Origin of the sequence: Streptococcus mitis, from assembly GCF_023109105.1 — a bacterium.
Classification (GTDB): Bacteria; Bacillota; Bacilli; order Lactobacillales; family Streptococcaceae; genus Streptococcus; species Streptococcus mitis_BW.
In genome coordinates this window covers 1-22,266 of the sequence record NZ_JALDTZ010000021.1, presented here as the reverse complement: position 1 = coordinate 22,266, position 22,266 = coordinate 1, and the positions used below count along the sequence as shown (strand labels likewise).

The following is a 22,266-nucleotide window of genomic DNA, read 5'->3' as shown; positions in this document are numbered from 1 at the left end:
GGTGAAGGAGAAATATGGAGTCATACCTTCACAGACTTGCCAGTCTACAAGAATGGTCAAAAGATCATCTACACTGTAACTGAAGATACAGTCGCAAACTACTCGGCTACTATTGATGGTACAACTATCACAAACACTTACAAACCAGGCAAAACTAGTTTGACAGTAACCAAGAAATGGGATGATGCCAATAACCAAGATGGCCTTCGTCCGAAGATTATCAAGGTTCAACTCTATGCCGGTGATCAAAAAATAGGTAAAGTAGTAGAGCTTTCTGAAGACAACAAATGGACGTACACCTTCTCTGATTTAGATGAGAAAAAAGATGGTAAAGCTGTTCAATATACAGTGAAAGAAACAGAAGTGCCAGAAGGTTATACTCAAACAGTTGAAGCGACCAATCTAGGTCAGGTAGTGATTACGAATACCCACACTCCTTCTAAGACTAAAGTTCAAGTAACCAAGAAATGGGACGATGCCCAAAATCAAGACGGTCTCCGTCCGTCAACCATCACAGTCCATCTCTTAGCGAATGGAGAGGAAGTGCAAACAGCAACAGTTTCTGGTGAAGGAGAAATATGGAGTCATACCTTCACAGACTTGCCAGTCTACAAGAATGGTCAAAAGATCATCTACACTGTAACTGAAGATACAGTCGCAAACTACTCAGCTACTATTGATGGTACAACTATCACAAACACTTACAAACCAGGTAAAACTAGTTTAACAGTGACTAAAAAATGGGATGATAGTGATGACAAAGATGGCATTCGTCCAAAGAGCGTTAAAGTTCAACTATACGCTGATGGACAGAAAGCTGGAGATGTGATTGAGCTATCAGAAACAAACAAGTGGACTTATACATTTACTGATTTAGTTGAAAATGCTAATGGTAAAGAAATTATCTATACAGTTGAAGAAGTAGATGTTCTAGAAGGATATCAAGCGTCTATAATAGATGATGGCAAAGGAAACGTTCTTATTACCAATAAACATGAACCAACTCTTCCTCCAACGACAACAACAGAGGAACCGAAAAAGAAAGTTGAGTTGCCAAATACTGGTTCAACTGAATCTATTCTTAGCCTAATCCTAGCTCTTACTGGAGTTAGCCTAGCAGCATATCTTCTTAAAAAGAAGAAAAACTAAGAGGAAGTTCCAATATAATCTTGTTTAAGAATCCAAAAAGTAAAGATCTATCCATTTGGGTAGGTCTTTTTGTGACTATAAAAAAGCCAAATCCTAGTGGACTTGGCTTAGTTTTAGATTGCATTGGCTGCCCAGACACTGACTGAACCTGCGGCTACTGGGAATTGTCCATTACCTTCCTCATCGATTGTAACTTGACCTTGGTGGTTTTCAAGTAGATCTACAAAGGTTTGATTGGCCCATTCTTGGCCGACAAACATTGACTTGCTGTTTTCTTGGTCATTGGAAATCAAAACTGCGATTGGGGATTGATTTTCAGCACCCGAACGTACCCAACCGATACAGTTAGCATCATCAAAGTAGTCATTTTGTTCTCCATAGGCCAAATCTTTTCGGATGGCTAGGAGGCGGTCAAGGACTTCTTTGAAATCTTCTTGAGCATACTCCCCTGAAATCCCATAGTAGTCTCCGTAAAAGACACATGGAAGGCCGTTTTGGCGTAATAGAATGAGGGCATAAGCTGCTGGTTTGAACCATTCTTCAACAGTAGACTCAAGAGCCTGACCACGTTGGGTATCATGATTGTCGACAAAGGTTACAGCCTTGTCGGGCTTGAGTTCAACCAAGCTATCTGTGAAAATACCACGAAGGTCATAGTTTGCACCAGCTTGACTGGCTTCAAAGAAATTCTGGTGTAGACGAACATCGACAAGGTCAAAGCGTTCTTCTGTTTTTTCAAGATAGTCTAGATTGGCTTCCTTGTCGGCGTTCCAAAATTCACCAAAAACATAGAAATCCTCACCGTATTTTTCCTTCATATCTCGGATGAAATTGCGCATGAAGAAAGAGTCAATGTGTTTGACGGCATCCAAGCGGAAACCAGCCACACCAGTCGTCTCCATGAACCAGTCAGCCCAGTCATAGATGTTTTGAATGACTTCGGGATGTTTAAAGTCTAGGTCGGCATACATGAGGTAGTCATAGTTACCATTTTCGTTATCGACCAATTCCTCGTTAGCCCAGCCTTTGTTATCCCCTTGGATGAGATAAATCCCAGACTTGCGGCGTTTGGCATCGTAGTCTGTACCTGTGAAGTGGTACCAATGCCAGTGGAAGTCATTGTAGGTATCTTGGCGTCCATCGAAGGTAAAGCTAGTCCAGCCATTGATAGTGAAGGGTTCTCCAAGTTCAACTGTACGGTCATCTGGATCCACTTCGATAACCTGAAAGGCTTCCATGTGATCAGCAGCAGCCTTGTGATTGAGCACCACATCGGCCATAGGTTGAATTCCCTGTGATTTAAGGGCTTGAATGGTTTGAAGATAGTCTTCTTTAAAACCATACTTGGTACGGACAGTTCCTTTTTGATTAAACTCTCCTAGGTCAAATAAGTCATAGACTCCATAGCCGACATCTTTTTCATTTGTCGCCTTGAAAGCTGGTGGCATCCAGACATGACTGATGCCGAGATCAGCTAGGTGTGGAGCATCTTCAGCCAGACGCGTCCAGTGCTGGCCGTCGTGGGGCAGATACCATTCAAAGTATTGCATGAGTGTTTGATTTTGCATGATGTTTCCTCTTACTTGTCAATCTTGTTCTTTATTCTATCATAAAGTATCGGTTAGCTCAAACGTTTGCGTAAAACTGAATAATAAGTTTTTGACTATTTTATTAAAAGTATTGATAAAACTGTACTAAAGTGCTAATATAACAGTATAAAGAATATAAATATAGGAGTCAGGCCATGATTGAATTTCAAAATGTTAGTAAGTTATATGGTGATAAAGAGGCTTTGAGCAATCTCAACCTGCAGATTGAAAATGGAGAGATTATGGGCTTGATTGGCCATAATGGAGCTGGGAAATCGACCACTATAAAATCCCTAGTCAGTATCATTTCACCCAGCAGTGGTCGTATTTTGGTAGATGGTTTAGATTTATCGGAAGATCGCTCAGCTATCAAACAAAAGATTGGCTACGTTGCAGACTCGCCTGACTTATTTTTACGTTTAACGGCCAATGAATTTTGGGAATTGGTTGCTTCGTCCTATGATATGAGTAGCTCTGACTTGGAGGCTAGTTTAGTTAGATTGTTGACTATTTTTGATTTTGCTGAAAATCGCTATCAGGTTATTGAAACCCTTTCTCACGGAATGCGTCAGAAAGTCTTTGTGATAGGGGCGCTCTTATCTGATCCTGATATTTGGGTCTTGGATGAACCCTTGACTGGTTTGGATCCCCAGGCTGCCTTTGATTTGAAGCAAATGATGAAGGAGCATGCACAAAAAGGTAAGACGGTCTTGTTTTCAACCCATGTCCTAGAGGTAGCTGAGCAAGTCTGTGATCGGATTGCCATCTTGAAAAAGGGGCATTTGATTTATTGTGGTAGCGTAGAGGACTTGAGAAAAGACCACCCAGATCAGTCTTTGGAAAGTATCTACCTTAGCCTTGCTGGTAGAAAAGAGGAGGTTACGGATGCGTCTCAAGGTCATTAAAAAATTAGTTGATATCAATATCCTTTATTCATCAAATGAGACGAACCTAGCAAATCTACGCAAAAAACAAGCTAAGAATCCCGATAAAAAGGTTGATGTATCAGGTAAATTGTTACGTTCTTATCTTGTTTCTAGCCTGTTGCTACTCCTCTTATTTTCGAATCTCGTTTTTCGTTATCCCTTTGAGGAGGTTCCCAGTTTATTTAGTAATATGGTTGCTATTTTTCTAGTTATTGTGTTTTCTAATAGTTTAACAGCCTTTTACAATGTTTTTTATGAGAGTAAGGACTTATCCTCTTATAGTCCTTATGCCTTTAAGGAATCAGAAATTATGCTTGCCAAAGGAATATCTGTTCTTTTGCCGTCTCTAGTTGGACTTGTCCCCATCTTAGCTTATTTTCTAGTTCTTTATCTTCGATTAGCTCCCTCTCTTTGGTTGGGGTTGCCCTTGATGTTACTGTCTTTGACCTTATTATTGGTTTCAGTTGGTCTAGGGATGGTCTTGGCAGTCCATTTTTTGGCCCAGACAGCATTTTTCAGAAAGCACCAGTCTATTCTGTCTAATGCCATGATTGGTCTAGGGCTATTATTCCCTATGATACTGGTTTTCTATTCAAATTCAGGAGCTAGTATAGAGACAGTTAGAGAAGTCCCAACCCTCGTTTATCCTCTTCATATCTTTTATAAAATAGCAGTAGAGCCTTTTTCTCTTGAATCTATCTTTGGATTACTTGCTTGGATAGTAGCAACTGTTTTGCTACTTTATCTGACAAAAAAGAAGGTTGTTCCTCAATTTTATCAAGTAGTTATGACCAACAGTGAGGAAAAAATCAGAAAAGAGCGTCGTAGCAAACAAAGTATTTCCATAACTAAAAAAGGTTTTTTCCGTATGGTGTTACGCTACAATCTCTCCCTCTTGGGACAGGGAACTAGCTTGGTGACAGTGCTTTTTACAAGTACTTTCCTGCCTTATTTCTTTATGATAGGCTTGATATTTAAGATTAGGGATTCACAGCTTGTTCCAGAAATAAATGCCGAATATTGGTTGCCCTTGTTTTTTGTGGGAGTGTTTATAGCAGTTTTAAATAACAATATCACAAGTCTATCTTCAATCGGGTTATCTCTGGAGAGGGAAAATTTTGATTTTCTGAAGAGTTTGCCCTTTGATTTTGCTCGTTATGTGAAAGTGAAATTTTGGATTATCTTTGCTGTCCAGTCCTTTTTACCTATCGTGACTTTACTTGGTCTTTCCCTTTATTTAGGATTGCCCATCCTTTCGATGATTTACCTTATTGTTGTATGGCTCCTTACCAGTGTCATCCTTTCTTGCCACCATTACTTTAAGGATGTGAAAAATCTCTCAACCAATTGGAGTAGTATTACGGACTTGGTGAATCGTTCAAATGGTATAGTCGCAATAGTTTTATTGTTTATATATAGTGCAATCCTGATGGCCCTTGTAATTGGGAGCTTATTCTTGGTTCAGTCTCTATCTCCTATCCTTGCCATCAGCTTGGGAGTAGGAGCTCTTATCCTTCTGCTTGGTCTTGCTATATTTAGCTATCATTACTACCTGTCACGCATATTATCAGAAGTAGAAAAAAGATGAGCTAGTTGGTCGCTTGCTTGATAAATTTAATTCGACAAACACTTTTAAAGTTTGTTAGAATGTAGTTGTAAATGATTAAGATTGGTAATCAAAAAATATAGGGAGAAATGTTTTGAATAAGAAATATAATATAGTTCTATTATTGTTGTTTATAGTTTATTTATTTAGATATTTTTCAATTTCAAAAACGTTAATTCCTATAATGTGTGTGATCCAAGTATTGTTGATAGAACATATATTTAGAGTTCGAAATAGGATTATGCAGATAGGTGAAATTATAATTATTGTTGCTTCTATAATATTATTTATCGATGGTATATTGAGTTTGTAATAAAAGGCTTCTCTATAAAATCAAATTTTCCATATACTTGCTGAAGCCGATTTATTTCTTCTACTATCTTTTATATTTGACACTAAATTTGACAGACATATATTGCTGATACAGCCTCTCTACCTACAATCTCAAAGTTAATACTCTTCGAAAATCTCTTCAAACCACGTCAGCTTTGCCTTGCCGTACTCAAGTACAGCCTGAGGCTAGTTTCTTAGTTTGCTCTTTCATTTTCATTGGATTTTATTTTATAAAAAGAAATGCTCCTCCAAGACGGAAGAGCATCTTTTATTGTGATTCTCACACAATTACTTCCTAAGTTTTTATTAGTATCATTATACCATTTTTTAAAACTAGAGTAAAAAAGCGAGGGTAGTTTCTTTTTTGAGAATTGTCATAAAATTTGCTATAATAGGGACTATGAATAGAATAAGAGTCAGTAAACGGGTTGAAAAGAAGCTCGCTAAAGGGCTAGTTTTACTAGAAGCTAGCGACCTTGCAGATGTTCATCTCAGGGATCAGGAAGTAGAAGTCCATAGTCAAGATGGAAACTTTCTTGGGACTGCCTACCTTTCTCAGCAAAACAAGGGCTTGGGCTGGTTTGTCAGCACAGACAAGGTAACCTTTAATCAAGCTTTCTTTGAAACACTGTTTAGAAAAGCCAAAAAAAAGAGAAAAGCTTATTATCAAGATGATTTGACAACTGCCTTTCGTCTCTTTAACCAAGAGGGAGATGGCTTTGGGGGTCTGACAGTGGATCTTTATGGTGATTATGCCGTCTTTTCTTGGTATAACTCTTATGTTTATCAGATTCGTCAGACTATCTCAGAAACCTTTAGACAGGTTTTTCCTGAGGTTTTAGGAGCCTATGAGAAGATTCGCTTTAAGGGTCAAGACTATGAATCTGCCCATGTTTATGGTCAAGAAGCACCTGACTTTTTCACTGTTCTGGAAAATGGTGTCCTTTATCAAGTCTTCATGAATGATGGCTTGATGACAGGGATTTTCCTAGACCAGCACGAGGTTCGTGGGAGCTTGGTAGACGGTTTAGCTATGGGTAAATCCTTGCTCAATATGTTTTCCTACACAGCGGCTTTTTCAGCAGCTGCGGCCATGGGAGAAGCAAGCCAGACAACTTCAGTTGACCTAGCTAAACGTTCACGAGAATTGTCTCAAGCGCATTTTCAGGCAAATGGAATCAGTACAGACGACCATCGTTTTATAGTCATGGATGTCTTTGAGTATTTCAAATATGCTAAGCGAAAAGGCTTGTCTTATGATGTGATTGTCCTAGATCCGCCTAGCTTTGCTCGGAACAAAAAACAAACTTTCTCTGTGGCCAAGGATTATCACAAGTTGATTTCCCAGAGTCTTGAGATTTTAAATCCGGGAGGGATTATCATTGCTAGTACCAATGCTGCCAATGTTTCCCGTCAGAAATTTACAGAACAAATTGATAAAGGCTTTGCAGGAAGAAGTTACCAGATTTTAAACAAATACGGTCTTCCAGCAGATTTCGCCTATAATAAAAAAGATGAAAGTAGTAATTACCTCAAGGTGATTAGTATGAAGGTTAGTAAATGAAATTAATCGTTTCAGTAATGCCAAGAAGTTTAGAGGAGGCCCAGGCTCTGGATGCCACGAGATATCTGGATGCCGACATCATTGAATGGCGTGCCGATTATCTGCCTAAGGAAGCGATTTTGCAGGTGGCTCCAGCCATTTTTGAAAAATTCGCAGGCCGTGAGTTGGTTTTCACGCTACGAACTCGCTCTGAAGGGGGAGAAATCGACCTTTCTCCAGAAGAATATATCCATCTAATCAAGGAAGTGGCGCAACTCTATCAACCAGACTATATTGATTTTGAGTACTATAGCTACAAGGATGTTTTTGAGGAAATGCTGGACTTCCCAAATCTTGTTTTGAGTTACCATAATTTCCAAGAAACACCTGAAAACATGATGGAAATCTTGTCAGAGTTGACGAGCTTAAATCCAAAACTTGTTAAGGTTGCGGTGATGGCTCACACGGAGCAGGATGTGCTAGACTTGATGAACTATACACGAGGTTTTAAAACCCTCAATCCTGAGCAGGAGTATGTAACTATTTCTATGGGCAAGGTGGGCAAGGTCTCTCGTATCACTGCGGATGTGACAGGTTCTAGCTGGTCCTTTACTAGTCTAGATGAGGCAAGTGCCCCAGGTCAGATTTCTCTAGCTAGCATGAAAAAAATCAGGGAGATTTTGGATGAAGCTTGATGGCTATACACGTTTAGCTGCCGTTGTTGCCACTCCTATTAAGCATTCTATTTCCCCCTTTATCCACAATAGTGCCTTTGAGGCGACAGCTACCAACGGTGTTTACGTGGCTTGGGAGATTGAAGCGGGTGATTTGGCAGAAACAGTGGCTAATATTCGTCGCTACCAGATGTTTGGCATCAACCTGTCTATGCCTTATAAGGAGCAAGTGATTCCTTATTTGGATGAGCTGAGTGACGAAGCGCGCTTGATTGGTGCGGTCAATACGGTTGTCAATGAGAATGGCAATTTAATTGGATATAATACAGATGGCAAGGGATTTTTTAAGAGCTTGCCTTCTTTTACAATTTCAGGTAAGAAGATGACCCTGCTGGGTGCAGGTGGTGCGGCCAAGTCCATTATAGCACAGGCTATTTTGGATGGTGTCAGTCAGATTTCGGTCTTTGTTCGTTCAGTTTCTATAGAAAAAACAAGACCTTACCTGACCAAGTTACAGGAGCAGACAGGCTTTAAAGTAGACTTGTATGCTTTAGAAGATGTTTTTGAACTGCAAGAAAGGATTGCTGAGTCGGATTTACTGGTCAATGCGACAAGTGTAGGGATGGATGGTCAATCATCTCCAGTTCCTGAAAACATTGTCCTATCAGAAACTCTTTTAGTAGCTGATATCATTTACCAACCCTTTGAAACACCATTTTTAAAATGGGCCAGAAGTCAGGGGAATCCAGCGGTCAATGGTCTGGGAATGTTGCTCTATCAAGCTTCAGAAGCTTTTCAACTGTGGACAGGAAAGGAAATGCCAACAGAAGAGATTTGGCAGTCTTTAACAGAAAAATACCAATAAAGAAAAGGAGATTCTCCTATGAAAATCAGAATTGAAATCCCTCATCATCCTTATGATATTCAGATTGAAAAAGGTTGTCTGGCTCAGGCTGGTCAATGGTTGCGAGAACTCTGGCAACCGCAAAAAGTGGTTATCGTAACAGACAACCATGTAGCCTCTCTCTATGCAGAGAAGGTCAAACTCAGCCTAGAAGATGCTGGTTTTCAGGTAGCTGTTTTTGACTTTTTAGAAGGTGAAGAAAGAAAGAATCTGACCACTGTTCAGAAAGTCTATGAATTTTTAGTCAAGCAAGGACTGACTCGTAGCGATGGGATCGTGGCTCTCGGAGGTGGTGTCGTTGGGGACTTGGCTGGCTTTGTGGCCTCAACCTACATGCGGGGTATTCATTTTGTTCAGATTCCGACCAGCTTGACAGCTCAGGTGGATTCTTCTATCGGTGGAAAGACGGGTGTTAATACTCCATTTGCTAAAAATATGGTGGGGACCTTTGCCCAACCAGATGGGGTTTTGATTGACCCACTTGTTCTTGAAACGCTTGGAAAAAGAGAGTTGATTGAAGGGATGGGTGAGGTTATCAAGTATGGCTTGATTGAGGATCCAGCACTTTGGGCTCTCTTGACGGAGCTGGATGGTTCTGTTGAGAGCATTCTGGAACATGCAGAGACCTTGATTGAACATTCTTGCCAGGTTAAGCGCAAGATGGTAGTTGAGGATGAGTTGGACAACGGTATTCGCCTTTACCTCAATTTTGGTCATACAATTGGCCATGCCATTGAAGCGACTGCCGGTTATGGCAAGGTCATGCATGGAGAGGCTGTAGCCATGGGAATGGTGCAGATTTCCAAGGTTGCTGAGGAAAAAGGTCTCATGCCAGAAGGAATAACCCAGTCTATTACAGAGATGTGTCAGAAATTTGGCTTGCCTGTTGACTATGAAAACTGGGATGTTGACAAGCTTTATCAGGCTTTGACTCATGATAAGAAAGCGCGTGGTAATACTCTGAAATTGGTCTTGGTACCAGAGCTTGGTTCAGCGAGCATTCACACAGTTTCTCTGGAAGAGATGAGAGACTACTTGGTAAAATAAGGAGAATGTATGAGATATTTAACAGCAGGAGAATCACACGGTCCGCGTCTGACAGCTATCATTGAGGGAATTCCAGCTGGACTTCCTTTGACAGCTGAGGATATCAATGGCGACCTTAAACGCCGTCAGGGTGGCTACGGTCGTGGCGGTCGTATGAAGATTGAGAGTGATCAGGTTGTCTTTACTTCGGGCGTTCGCCACGGTAAGACGACAGGCGCTCCTATTACCATGGATGTCATCAATAAAGACCACCAAAAATGGCTGGATATCATGTCTGCGGAGGACATTGAAGAGCGCCTTAAAAGAAAACGAAAAATCACCCATCCTCGTCCAGGTCACGCCGACTTGGTTGGAGGCATCAAGTACCGTTTTGACGATTTGAGAAATTCCTTGGAGCGTTCATCTGCCCGTGAAACCACCATGCGGGTGGCAGTTGGGGCTGTAGCCAAACGCCTCTTAGCTGAGCTGGATATGGAGATTGCCAATCATGTCGTGGTCTTTGGTGGCAAGGAAATTGACGTACCTGAAAATCTGACAGTGGCTGAAATTAAGGAACGAGCTGCCCAGTCTGAAGTTTCTATTGTCAACCAAGAAAGAGAACAGGAAATCAAGGATTATATTGACCAAATCAAGCGTGACGGTGATACCATCGGTGGAGTTGTCGAGACAGTCGTTGGAGGCGTACCAGTTGGCCTTGGTTCCTATGTCCAGTGGGACAGAAAATTGGATGCGCGATTGGCGCAAGCAGTTGTTTCTATCAATGCCTTTAAAGGGGTGGAATTTGGTCTTGGGTTTGAGGCGGGTTACCGTAAAGGCAGCCAAGTCATGGACGAAATTCTCTGGTCTAAAGAAGACGGCTATACCCGTCGTACCAACAATCTGGGTGGCTTTGAAGGTGGTATGACCAATGGGCAACCTATTGTTGTTCGTGGAGTTATGAAACCTATTCCTACTCTCTACAAACCACTTATGAGTGTGGATATTGAAACCCATGAACCCTACAAGGCAACAGTCGAAAGAAGTGATCCGACTGCTCTTCCAGCTGCAGGTGTAGTTATGGAAGCCGTTGTGGCAACGGTTCTGGCACAAGAAATCCTTGAAAAATTTTCATCAGACAATCTAGAGGAATTAAAAGAAGCAGTAGTCAAACACCGGGACTATACAAAGAACTATTAAGGAGTTCCTATGGCAAAAACAGTCTATATCGCAGGTCTTGGTTTGATTGGTGCCTCTATGGCACTTGGTATCAAACGTGATCATCCAGATTATGAAATTTTAGGTTATAATCGTAGTCAAGCTTCGAGAGATATCGCCTTGAAAGACGGCATGATTGACCGTGCAACAGATGATTTTGCCAGTTTTGCTCCTTTGGCAGATATCATCATTCTCAGCTTGCCAATCAAACAAACCATTGCTTTCATTAAGGAATTGGCCAACTTGGACTTGAAAGACGGCGTCATTATTTCAGATGCTGGTTCGACCAAGTCAGCCATTGTAGATGCAGCAGATCAGTATTTGGCTGACAAGCCTGTTCGCTTTGTCGGAGCCCATCCCATGGCTGGTAGTCACAAGACAGGGGCCGCTTCGGCAGATGTCAATCTTTTTGAAAATGCCTATTATATCTTTACACCTTCGAGCCTGACAAGTCAGGACACGCTTGAGGAAATGAAGGACTTGCTTTCAGGTCTTCATGCTCGTTTTATCGAGATTGATGCCAAGGAGCATGATCGAGTGACTTCTCAGATTAGCCATTTTCCTCATATTCTGGCTTCTAGTCTTATGGAACAGACCGCGGACTATGCTCAAGAACATGAGATGGCAAGGCGCTTTGCCGCGGGTGGTTTTCGAGACATGACCCGAATTGCGGAAAGCGAGCCAGGAATGTGGACTTCCATTCTCTTGTCTAATCGTGAAACTATTCTAGACCGAATTGAGGATTTCAAGGAGCGCTTAGACGAGGTTGGTCAGGCCATCAGCAAGGGAGATGAACACCAAATCTGGAACTTTTTCAATCAAGCGCGTGAGCAACGTCAGGCTATGGAAATCCATAAGCGTGGTGGTGTGGACAGCTCTTATGACCTCTATGTCGATGTTCCCGATGAAGAAGATGTCATCCTGCGGATTTTGGAACTGCTACGTGGAACTTCCTTGGTCAATATCCATATCAACGAGGAAAACCGTGAAGATGTTCACGGGATTCTGCAGATTTCATTTAAAAATGCTCAAGATTTGGAACGAGCCGAGCATCTCATAACAGAAAACACCGACTATACAGTCGTCATCAAATAAGGAGAAAATCATGTCAAATATTTACGATAGTGCAAACGAACTCAGTCGCGGTCTTCGCGAATTACCAGAATACAAGGCTGTCAAGGCTGCTAAAGATGCTATTTCAGCAGATGCTGAGGCGAGCAAAATTTTTACAGAATATGTTGCTTTTCAAGAGGAAATTCAAAGATTAGCGCAGACAGGTCAAATGCCAGACGCATCTTTCCAAGCAAAAATGGAAGGCTTTGGTAAACAGATTCAAGGAAATAGTCTCTTGTCAGAATTCTTTACCAAGCAACAACAATTGGCAATTTACCTTTCTGACATTGAAAAAATTGTTTTCGAACCAGTTTCAGAATTGCTAAAATAAGAAAATAACTATCCTAAAGTCAGGAATTTTTAAGGAATTTCTGGTTTTTTATGATAAAATAGGTAAAAGTATTGCAAGTATGAGGTCCAGTATGAAACTAAAAACAAACATTAGCCACTTACATGGCAGTATCCGAGTTCCAGGTGACAAGTCTATCAGCCACCGTTCCATAATCTTTGGAAGTTTGGCTGAGGGTGAGACCAAGGTTTATGATATTTTGCGTGGCGAAGACGTCCTTTCGACCATGCAAGTTTTTCGTGACCTTGGTGTTGAGATTGAGGATAAAAATGGGGTTATTACCATTCAAGGTGTCGGTATGAACGGCTTAAAAGCTCCACAAAATGCCCTTGATATGGGAAATTCTGGAACCTCGATTCGCCTGATTTCAGGTGTTCTTGCTGGTGCAGACTTTGAAGTAGAGATGTTTGGAGATGACAGTCTTTCAAAACGACCTATGGATCGTGTGACGATTCCACTGAAACAAATGGGTGTTAGTATTTCAGGACAAACTGAGCGAGACCTGCCTCCCCTTCACTTAAAGGGGACGAAAACCCTAAGACCTATTCAGTATGAGTTGCCGATTGCCTCTGCCCAAGTCAAGTCAGCCTTGATGTTTGCGGCCTTGCAGGCTCAGGGGGAGTCTGTAATTATCGAAAAAGAGTGCACCCGTAATCATACTGAAGATATGCTGCAACAATTTGGTGGTTGTTTAAGTGTGGATGGCAAGAAAATCACAGTCCAAGGGCCACAGAAATTGACAGGACAAAATGTGGTTGTTCCAGGAGATATTTCCAGTGCTGCCTTTTGGCTAGTCGCAGGTTTGATTGTTCCAAACTCTCGTGTAGTTCTTAAGAATGTGGGTATTAACGAAACCCGTACTGGTATTATTGATGTCATTCGTGCCATGGGTGGAAAATTGGAAATAACTGAAATTGACCCAGTCGCTAAATCTGCTACCTTGACTGTTGAATCTTCTGACTTGAAAGGAACAGAGATTGGTGGCGATTTGATCCCACGATTGATTGATGAATTGCCAGTTATCGCTCTACTTGCGACCCAAGCCCAAGGTGTAACAGTTATCAAGGATGCTGAGGAACTTAAGGTTAAGGAAACAGATCGCATTCAGGTTGTGGCAGACGCCTTAAATAGCATGGGATCAGATATTATTCCTACAGCTGATGGAATGATTATCAAAGGGAAATCAGCCCTTCACGGTGCTAGAGTCAATACGTTTGGTGACCACCGTATCGGTATGATGACAGCTATCGCATCTCTCTTGGTTGCAGATGGAGAAGTGGAGCTTGACCGTGCTGAAGCCATCAATACCAGTTATCCTAGCTTCTTTGATGATTTGGAGAGCTTGATTCATGGCTAAGGTGTTATTAGGCTTTATGGGGGCAGGCAAATCCACAATTGCCAGAGGATTGAACCCTAATTATCTTGATATGGATGCTTTGATTGAGAAGCGTTTAGGCATGTCTATCGCGGAATTTTTCACGGAAAAGGGAGAAGAAGCCTTTCGACAGGTAGAGTCAGAAGTTCTAGCTGATTTACTACAAAGAGACCAAATTGTGTCAACTGGTGGAGGAGTAGTCGTTTCTCAGAAAAATCGCGACTTACTCAAGACTAATTCTGATAATATTTACTTAAAAGCCGATTTTGAAACCCTCTACCAACGCATATCAGCTGATAAGGACAATCAGCGACCGCTTTTTCTAAATAATAGCAAGGAAGAACTTGCAGCTATTTTCCAAGAAAGACAGGCTTGGTATGAGGAAGTAGCCAGTCGGATTTTGGATGTGACCAAGCTAAGCCCAGAGGAAATTATAGAGGAATTGAGATGAAAATTGCTTATCTAGGTCCCAAGGGATCATTTTCACACCACGTTGTGCAGACAGCTTTTCCTCAGGAGGAATTGCAGGCCTTTGCCAACATTACAGATGTCATCAAGGCCTATGAGCAAGGCTTGGTGGACTATTCGGTGGTGCCAGTTGAAAATTCTATCGAGGGTAGTGTGCATGAAGCCTTGGACTACCTTTTTCATCAGGCTCGCATCCAAGCAGTGGCAGAAATCGTTCAGCCCATTCATCAGCAGTTGATGGTGGTTCCAGGTCATACTAAGATTGAAAAGATTTTTTCTCACCCACAGGCTTTGGCTCAAGGAAAGAAATTCATCGATGAACAATATCCAGAGGCCCAAATCGAGATAACAGCTAGTACAGCCTATGCGGCCCGCTTTATTTCCGAACATCCAGACCAGCCCTTTGCGGCAATTGCACCTAGAAGTTCTGCTGAAGAATATGGCTTGGAACTGATTGCCGAGGATATTCAGGAAATGGAAGCCAATTTCACACGTTTCTGGGTTTTGGGAGCTGAAAAGCCTAGTATTCCCTTGAAAACACAAACTGAGAAAATAAGTTTGGCCTTGACCCTACCTGATAACCTTCCAGGTGCACTTTATAAGGCCTTGTCGACCTTTGCTTGGCGGGGAATTGATCTGACAAAAATTGAAAGTCGGCCACTCAAGACAGCACTGGGCGAATACTTTTTCATTATCGATGTGGACTATGCTGATAAGGACCTGGTCCACTTTGCCCAAAAAGAATTAGAAGCGATTGGGATTCAATATAAAGTATTGGGTGCCTATCCTATTTATCCAATATCAGACCATGGAAAGGAGAGAAGATGAGTAAAGAAAATCCTTTAAGTCATCACGAGCAGTTGCGTTATGACTATCTTTTTAAGAATATTCATTACCTCAATGAGCGAGAGAAGAAAGAGTTTGCTTATTTGCAAGGTAAGTTAAATATGGCTAGCAGTAGTGAAGATTCTTCAGAAATTCATTATGAAAATTACGATATGAAAGAGTCTTTCATGGAACCGGTCAATCAGTCTCCCCTTCCATCTTATGGTAACCGTAGTCGTGCAAAAAATTATCAGACAAGTCATTCTCAACCAAAGATTAAAGCAAAAAAACGCAAGATTCGTTGGGGGCGCATTTTTGCAGGATTGCTTGCCCTTCTAGCCTGTGTCGGTTTTGGCATGATTTTTATGTTCCTAAAAGGTTATTCAAATGCGGATCCAACCAAACCTGCCAATGCTAAGGCAGCTCAAGTAGAAGTTTTTCATGGTCAAGATACCAAGGATGGGGTCAATATTTTGATTATGGGAACGGATGAACGGATTGGCCAAAATAGTGCTGAGACGAGAACAGACTCTATCATGGTACTAAATGTTGGTGGCTCAGATAAAAAGATTAAGCTAGTCAGCTTCATGCGTGACAATTTAGTTTATATAGATGGTTATAGTCAAGTGATTAACGGGAGAAAGCAGTCCGATAACAAGCTAAATGTTGCCTATGAGTTGGGGGAACAAGAGGGGCAAAAAGGGGCAGAAATGGTTCGCCAAGTCTTGAAAGACAATTTTGACTTAGACATTAAGTACTACGCTTTGGTAGACTTCGAGGCCTTTGCAACAGCGATTGACACGCTTTTCCCTGATGGGGTGACGATTGATGCACAATTTTCAACATTGAATGGGCGTCCATTAACAGAAGCTACGGTAGGAGATGACTTGCATGCTACAGAAACAGAGTCTCCAACCCAGACTATCAAAGTTGGGAAACAGCAGATGAACGGTTCAACCTTGCTAAATTATGCACGTTTCCGTGATGACGATGAAGGTGATTATGGTCGTACCAAGAGACAACAGCAAGTGTTGACAGCTGTTCTGCAACAACTCAAGGATCCAACCAAACTCTTTACTGGATCAGAAGCACTTGGTAAGGTCTTTGGGATGACTTCTACGAATGTTCCTTATAGTTTCTTATTGACCAATGGCTTATCCTTCCTAGATGGAGCGCAAAATGGCATTGAGAGATTAACAGTTCCAGAACTGGGTGACTGGGTAGATGCCTATGATGTCTATGGAGGCTTGGGCTTGCTGGTCGATCAAAACAAATATCAGAATAAATTATCTCAGATGGGATTGAGATAAGATAGAAAAATCAAAGTTTGAAGGCTATTTATCTAGCAGTCAGGCTTTGATTTTTTATACTCAATGAAAATCAAAGAGCAAACTAGAAAACTAGCCGCAGGCTGTACTTGAGTACGGCAAGGCGACGTTGACGTGGTTTGAATTTGATTTTCGAAGAGTATTACAGTCTGCAATAGATTTTCACCCCTTATTTGTGGTATAATGAAACGATACGATAGAAAGAATAATAAACAATATGACTGATTTAAAAGCAATTCAGGCTCGGAGTCTGGAGATGGCTGAATATTTTGTTGCTTTTTGCAAAGAACATGATTTGCTTTGCTATCTTTGTGGTGGAGGTGCTATTGGTGCCCTTCGAAACAAGGGTTTCATTCCTTGGGACGACGACCTAGACTTTTTTATGCCCCGTAAAGATTATGAGAAATTGGCAGAATTATGGCCTCGTTATGCAGATGAGCGTTATTTCTTGTCAAAGAGTAACAAGGATTTTGTCGACCGCAATCTTTTTATTACCATTCGTGACAAGGAAACGACCTGTATCAAACCTTATCAGCAGGATTTAGAATTGCCACATGGTCTGGCCTTGGATGTTTTACCTTTGGATTATTATCCGAAAAATCCAGCTGAGCGGAAAAAACAGGTTCGCTGGGCCTTGATTTATTCACTCTTTTGTGCGCAAACTATTCCAGAAAAACATGGTGCACTTATGAAATGGGGAAGTCGCATTCTACTCGGTTTGACGCCAAAATCTCTCCGTTATCGTATTTGGAAAAAAGCTGAACAAGAAATGACCAAGTACAGTCTGACTGAGAGCGATGGAATCACGGAATTATGCTCAGGTCCTGGCTACATGAGAAACAAGTACCCAATCGCATCTTTTGAGGATAATATCTTTTTGCCATTTGAAGGGACAGAGATGCCTATTCCAGTTGGCTATGATGCCTATCTCAGCACTGCTTTTGGAGACTACATGACTCCACCACCACTAGACAAGCAAGTACCGCATCATGATGCAGTTATTGCTGATATGGATAAGTCTTATACAGAATACAAGGGAGAATATGGTGGTTAAGAAAAAAATCTTATTTTTTATGTGGTCTTTTTCTCTCGGGGGTGGCGCAGAGAAGATTCTGTCGACAATTGTTTCAAATCTAGATCCAGAAAAGTATGATATTGATATTCTTGAAATGGAGCATTTTGATAAGGGTTACGAATCAGTTCCCAAGCATGTAGGCATTTTAAAATCCCTTCAAGATTATCGACAAGCCAGATGGATCCGAGCACTTTTGTGGAGAATGAGAATTTATTTTCCAAGACTGACACGTCGCTTACTTGTAAAAGATGACTATGATGTTGAAGTTTCTTTTACGATTATGAATCCACCGCTTTTGTTCTCTAAAAGAAAAGAAGTTAAAAAAATATCTTGGATTCATGGAAGTATTGAAGAATTTCTTAAGGATAGATCCAAAAGAGAATCACATAGACGCCAGTTGGATGCTGCGGATACCATTGTAGGAATTTCTAATAAGACCAGTAATTCTATCAAGGAAGTCTATCCAGATTATGCTTCAAAATTACAGACGGTCTACAATGGATATGACTTTAAGACTATTTTAGAAAAATCTCAAGAAAAGATAGATATCGAGATTGCGCCTCAAAGTATCTGTACTATCGGACGGATTGAGGAAAATAAGGGTTCTGACCGTGTGGTGGAAGTGATAAGGTTATTACACCAAGAGGGAAAAAACTATCATCTCTACTTCATAGGGGCTGGTGATATGGAAGAGGAACTGAAAAAACGAGTCAAAGAGTATGAGCTTGAAGACTATGTACATTTCCTTGGTTATCAAAAAAATCCTTACCAGTATTTGTCTCAGATGAAGGTTCTCTTGTCTATGTCTAAACAAGAAGGTTTTCCTGGAGTGTATGTGGAGGCCTTGAGTCTGGGACTTCCTTTTGTCTCTACGGATGTCGGAGGGGCTGAGGAATTATCCCAAGAAGGACGATTTGGACAAATCATTGAGAGCAGTCAAGAGGCAGCTCAGGCAATTACGAACTACATGACCTCTGCCTCGAATTTTGATGTTAATGAGGCTAGCCAATTCATTCAGCAATTTACAATTGCCAAACAAATCGAACAAGTAGAAAAACTATTAGAGGAGTAGCATGGAAACTGCATTAATTAGTGTCATTGTGCCAGTCTATAATGTGGCACAGTACCTAGAAAAATCGATAGCTTCCATTCAGGAGCAGACCTATCAAAATCTGGAAATTATTCTTGTTGACGATGGTGCAACAGATGAAAGTGGTCGCTTGTGTGATTCAATAGCTGAACAAGATGATAGGGTATCAGTGCTTCATAAAAAGAACGAAGGCTTGTCACAAGCGCGCAATGATGGAATGAAGCAGGCTCACGGAGATTATCTGATTTTTATTGACTCAGATGATTATATCCATCCAGAAATGATTCAGAGCTTATATGAGCAATTAATTCAAGAAGATGCGGATGTTTCGAGCTGTGGTGTCATGAATGTCTATGCTAATGATGAGAGCCCACAGTCAGCCAATCAGGATGACTATTTTGTCTGTGATTCCCAAACATTTCTGAGGGAATACCTCATAGGTGAAAAAATTCCTGGAACGATTTGCAATAAGCTAATCAAGAGAGAGATTGCAACTGCTCTATCCTTTCCTAAGGGATTGATTTACGAAGATGCCTATTATCATTTTGATTTAATCAAGTTGGCCAAGAAATATGTGGTTAATACTAAACCCTATTATTACTATTTCCATAGAGGGGATAGCATTACGACTAAACCGTATGCAGAGAAGGATTTAGCCTATATTGATATCTATCAAAAGTTTTATAATGAAGTTATGAAAAACTATCCTGACTTAAAGAAGGTTGCTTTTTTCAGATTGGCTTATGCCCACTTCTTTATTCTGGATAAGATGTTGCTAGATGATCAGTATAAACAGTTTGAAGCCTATTCACAGATTCATCGTTTTTTAAAAGGCCATGCCTTTGCTATTGCTAGGAATACTATTTTCCGTAAGGGGAGAAGAATTAGTGCCTTGGCTCTATTCATAAATATTTCCTTATACCGATTCTTATTACTGAAAAATATTGAGAAATCTAAAAAATTACATTAGAACGGGGGTGAGCAAGTGATTGATGGAAAACGATTATTATTTAGTTTGACCATAGTCAGTTATGCCTTGACGTTAGTAAGTGGAATTGTGTATCTGTTTAATAATAACAATGTTAGCTTGCTTTCTACTTTATTGTTCTTACTGGTTAGTAGCTTAATTGCTTGTTGGAATGATATCAAGTATTACTTAATCCATTTTATTTTCTTTTTAACTATTTTTGTCTTTTTGGTATCAAGGCCAACCATTGATTATTTTAGGGATGGTGCTTTGGATACCTATCATCCCATAGCCTATCGTTTTGCCTTTATAGTCGTCATGGTTTCGATTTTGGGCTTGACGACTGGAGGCATCTTGGCTCGTTATTTTATAGCTAGGAAGCAAATAAAAGTACCCAAGATAGGAAGTTCTCTAAAAGAGGTTTATATCAAGCGGTTACGCTTTGTATCATTAGGAGTTTTTCTTCTAACCTATCCTTTCTATTTTATTCGGTTATTTGAACGACTCTTGTATCGCTTGCAGACTTCCTACTATGCCTACTATGCAAATTTTGAAAGTAAACTGCCTTATTTTACCTACATTTTGTCTACCTTTACGGTCTATGCAATGTGTATGTATCTGGCAACGAAACCTAAGAAATTGCAGGCAACAGCAGTACTTGTCTCCTTTATAGCAGCTAATACCATTCATTTGGCAATTGGGACACGAAATCCCTTCATTTTAAGTATTTTATTTGCTTTTGTTTATTACTTTATGCGGGAGCAAACTGAAAAAGGAAAATGGATTGGATTTAAAGAAAAGTTAGCAATTTTTGTAGGTTCTCCTATTCTCATGTTAGCGATGGGAGTGCTCAATTATGTACGGGATAATGTCCAAGTTTCCCATACAGGTTTCTGGGATATCCTGCTTGACTTTATCTATAAACAAGGGACTAGTTTTGGAGTTCTGGCTCGAGGTTTTCTATTTAACAGTAGCCTCCCTTACCGAGATTTCCGTAATTTTACTTTTGGTCCTATTATGGATTATTTTGCAAGAGGAAGTTTGGGGGCCATTTTCGGAGGAAAAGCCTTTGAACATACAACCAATAGTGTGGAATTAGCTATTGATAGTAATAGTTATGCCCACAATCTATCCTATCTCGTCTTGAACAAGGAGTACCTGAAAGGACATGGTATCGGAAGTAGTTATATCATGGAGTTGTATACAGACTATGGTATGATAGGAGTCTTTCTACTTAGTCTTTTACTCGGTGTATTATTCATAGCTATGCTGCAAGTAGCCTATCGTTCAAGGACAATCCTGTTTGCCTTGTCTTTACTCATCTTGAATAATCTATTCTTTATGCCTAGAAGTAGCTTTTCAGAAAGTTTCTTCAATCTATTTACAATGCAATTCTGGGGAATTGTTCTTGTGATTCTATTCGTAGCGAAAATGCTTACAAAAGAAAACCAGTATCTACTAAACAAAGGAGAAAAAAATCATGTTTGAACATTATTCAGTAGCTGATTTATTTGCAAATCTTTACAAAAAACGAAAAGCAAATATTCTAGCTCTCATCGCTTTATTTGCTCTCATTGCTGTACCATTTACAATTAAAGCAGTTAAGAATAAAAACACTGTCAAAGACACAACAAGTTATTCAACTTATCTTAGCTATAAAATCACTCCTCCAGAAGATTCAGCTAAAACGATTTTGAATCACCAAATTGGTGGTTATAGTGATTTTTATGGGAAATTGATTGATGGGAATTTGAATGGAGCTTATCTTTTCAATGATGTAGAACCCAGTGAGTTGAAAAAAATTGCCAGTGAATTGGATACGACAGAGACAACCTTGAAAAATTCTACAAGTGACTATTGGTGGAAAAAATTGACCGTCTACTATATGATTGATGATGCAGGGGTTGGTGTGAAAATTTTGACACCAAGTAAAGATGCCAATGACTTGTTAGAGAAAAAAATTGATGGGTTGATTGAGAAATTTAAACATACCTATGCAAACGTGAAAATTGAAAAATTGGAAACCATCAACTCTAAGGAATTGAACGCAAATGGTGAAACAGCGCTTGGTTTAAATGTGAAGAATCTAATTCTTCGTTTAGTAGTTATTGGAGTTGTCTGTGTGATTTTGGTTGTGATGGGAAATGTATTAGTTTATCTCTTTAACCCAACAATCAATAGAGCAGGTGATTTTTCTCAGTATCAAATTGATTTTGTAACAGAAATTACAACAATTGCCAACCTAGCAGATGTCTTATCATACAAAAATGCTGGACAAGAGTTGACTATCGTTAGCTCAAATAAAGCTATCCTAGATAAATTGAAACAAAATCAAGAGGCTTTGAAAGGAATGCATTTTGTAGATTTACAAGATGTACCATCTCTTTTAGAAAGAGATACAGTCCTTCTTGTTGAAGAATATGGAGTAACTCGTTATAAGAAATTTGAGCAAAGTCTTCAAATTCTTCGAAACTTAAATCGTTCTATTCTGGGTGTAGCAACCTTTAAATTATAAGGATTCTAATATATCAAGTTTTCAAAGTCAGACAAGAAGTTTGATTTTGAAGGCTTTTTCTATTTGTCAGCAGAAATTCTCTTTGAGAGTCTTCTTCAGAAAAGACCCTAGGGAAATTCTGCTAAATTCCCAAACTAAGTTCCATCGCTAATTCAAGTGGAAGTTAGTCTGATAAAAACCCTAAAAACCAGTGGCA

At 40.2% G+C, this 22,266-nt stretch carries 20 protein-coding genes; 19 read left to right on the top strand and 1 reads right to left on the bottom strand.

Going from position 1 to position 22,266, the window contains the following annotated elements; all coding sequences use genetic code 11:
* Positions 1–1,149, top strand: a 1,149-nt coding sequence (locus M1F37_RS09320; RefSeq protein WP_247935592.1) for a Cna B-type domain-containing protein, incomplete at its 5' end; no start/stop codon positions are given.
* Between the two features lie 113 nt (positions 1,150–1,262).
* Here the strand turns inward: M1F37_RS09320 and M1F37_RS09315 are convergent.
* Positions 1,263–2,717, bottom strand: a complete 1,455-nt coding sequence (locus tag M1F37_RS09315) for an alpha-amylase (protein ID WP_247935591.1) — start codon at positions 2,715–2,717, stop codon at positions 1,263–1,265.
* A 176-nt stretch (positions 2,718–2,893) separates the two neighbouring features.
* Here M1F37_RS09315 and M1F37_RS09310 point away from each other — a divergent pair, with 176 nt between their 5' ends.
* From M1F37_RS09310 to M1F37_RS09225, 18 genes are all read left to right on the top strand, one after another.
* On the top strand, positions 2,894–3,643 hold the full coding sequence (locus M1F37_RS09310) for an ABC transporter ATP-binding protein (protein ID WP_247935590.1): 750 nt from the start codon (positions 2,894–2,896) through the stop codon (positions 3,641–3,643).
* Positions 3,624–5,252, top strand: coding sequence for a hypothetical protein (locus M1F37_RS09305; protein WP_247935589.1), 1,629 nt, complete (start codon positions 3,624–3,626; stop codon positions 5,250–5,252). The genes M1F37_RS09310 and M1F37_RS09305 overlap by 20 nt, the downstream gene beginning before the upstream one ends.
* 751 nt (positions 5,253–6,003) lie before the next feature.
* A complete protein-coding gene (locus M1F37_RS09300; protein WP_247935588.1) occupies positions 6,004–7,167 on the top strand; it encodes a class I SAM-dependent rRNA methyltransferase in 1,164 nt (387 codons plus the stop codon).
* Positions 7,164–7,841 carry a type I 3-dehydroquinate dehydratase gene (aroD, locus tag M1F37_RS09295; RefSeq protein WP_247935587.1) on the top strand — a complete coding sequence of 226 codons (678 nt, stop codon included), beginning with the start codon at positions 7,164–7,166 and terminating at the stop codon, positions 7,839–7,841. The genes M1F37_RS09300 and aroD overlap by 4 nt, the downstream gene beginning before the upstream one ends.
* Positions 7,831–8,685 (top strand): shikimate dehydrogenase, encoded by an 855-nt coding sequence (locus M1F37_RS09290; protein ID WP_247935586.1) that lies wholly within the window; start codon positions 7,831–7,833, stop codon positions 8,683–8,685. The genes aroD and M1F37_RS09290 overlap by 11 nt, the downstream gene beginning before the upstream one ends.
* An 18-nt stretch (positions 8,686–8,703) precedes the next feature.
* Positions 8,704–9,771, top strand: a complete 1,068-nt coding sequence (gene aroB, locus M1F37_RS09285; protein ID WP_247935585.1) for a 3-dehydroquinate synthase — start codon at positions 8,704–8,706, stop codon at positions 9,769–9,771.
* A 9-nt stretch (positions 9,772–9,780) separates the two neighbouring features.
* Entirely contained in the window at positions 9,781–10,947 is a 1,167-nt protein-coding gene (gene aroC / locus M1F37_RS09280) for a chorismate synthase (RefSeq protein WP_247935584.1), read from the top strand.
* 9 nt (positions 10,948–10,956) lie between these two features.
* Positions 10,957–12,060 (top strand): prephenate dehydrogenase, encoded by a 1,104-nt coding sequence (locus tag M1F37_RS09275; protein ID WP_247935583.1) that lies wholly within the window; start codon positions 10,957–10,959, stop codon positions 12,058–12,060.
* Between the two features lie 10 nt (positions 12,061–12,070).
* A complete protein-coding gene (locus tag M1F37_RS09270) occupies positions 12,071–12,409 on the top strand; it encodes a YlbF/YmcA family competence regulator (RefSeq protein ID WP_000065980.1) in 339 nt (112 codons plus the stop codon).
* 91 nt (positions 12,410–12,500) lie between these two features.
* Positions 12,501–13,784: a 3-phosphoshikimate 1-carboxyvinyltransferase gene (gene aroA / locus M1F37_RS09265; protein ID WP_247935582.1), complete on the top strand. Its 1,284-nt coding sequence runs from the start codon at positions 12,501–12,503 to the stop codon at positions 13,782–13,784.
* Complete coding sequence (locus tag M1F37_RS09260; RefSeq protein ID WP_247935581.1) at positions 13,777–14,253, top strand: shikimate kinase; 477 nt, start codon at positions 13,777–13,779, stop codon at positions 14,251–14,253. Before aroA ends, M1F37_RS09260 begins: the two co-directional genes overlap by 8 nt.
* Complete coding sequence (gene pheA / locus M1F37_RS09255) at positions 14,250–15,098, top strand: prephenate dehydratase (RefSeq protein WP_247935580.1); 849 nt, start codon at positions 14,250–14,252, stop codon at positions 15,096–15,098. Before M1F37_RS09260 ends, pheA begins: the two co-directional genes overlap by 4 nt.
* Positions 15,095–16,405: an LCP family protein gene (locus tag M1F37_RS09250; protein WP_247935579.1), complete on the top strand. Its 1,311-nt coding sequence runs from the start codon at positions 15,095–15,097 to the stop codon at positions 16,403–16,405. Before pheA ends, M1F37_RS09250 begins: the two co-directional genes overlap by 4 nt.
* 235 nt (positions 16,406–16,640) lie before the next feature.
* Positions 16,641–17,477, top strand: coding sequence for a LicD family protein (locus M1F37_RS09245; protein WP_247935578.1), 837 nt, complete (start codon positions 16,641–16,643; stop codon positions 17,475–17,477).
* Positions 17,467–18,570 (top strand): glycosyltransferase, encoded by a 1,104-nt coding sequence (locus tag M1F37_RS09240; RefSeq protein WP_247935577.1) that lies wholly within the window; start codon positions 17,467–17,469, stop codon positions 18,568–18,570. The genes M1F37_RS09245 and M1F37_RS09240 overlap by 11 nt, the downstream gene beginning before the upstream one ends.
* 1 nt (position 18,571) lies before the next feature.
* Positions 18,572–19,558, top strand: coding sequence for a glycosyltransferase family 2 protein (locus tag M1F37_RS09235; protein WP_247935576.1), 987 nt, complete (start codon positions 18,572–18,574; stop codon positions 19,556–19,558).
* A 15-nt stretch (positions 19,559–19,573) separates the two neighbouring features.
* Entirely contained in the window at positions 19,574–21,043 is a 1,470-nt protein-coding gene (locus tag M1F37_RS09230) for an O-antigen polysaccharide polymerase Wzy family protein (RefSeq protein ID WP_247935575.1), read from the top strand.
* On the top strand, positions 21,036–22,070 hold the full coding sequence (locus tag M1F37_RS09225; RefSeq protein WP_247935574.1) for a prephenate dehydratase: 1,035 nt from the start codon (positions 21,036–21,038) through the stop codon (positions 22,068–22,070). Before M1F37_RS09230 ends, M1F37_RS09225 begins: the two co-directional genes overlap by 8 nt.
* Positions 22,071–22,266: the final 196 nt, after the last annotated feature.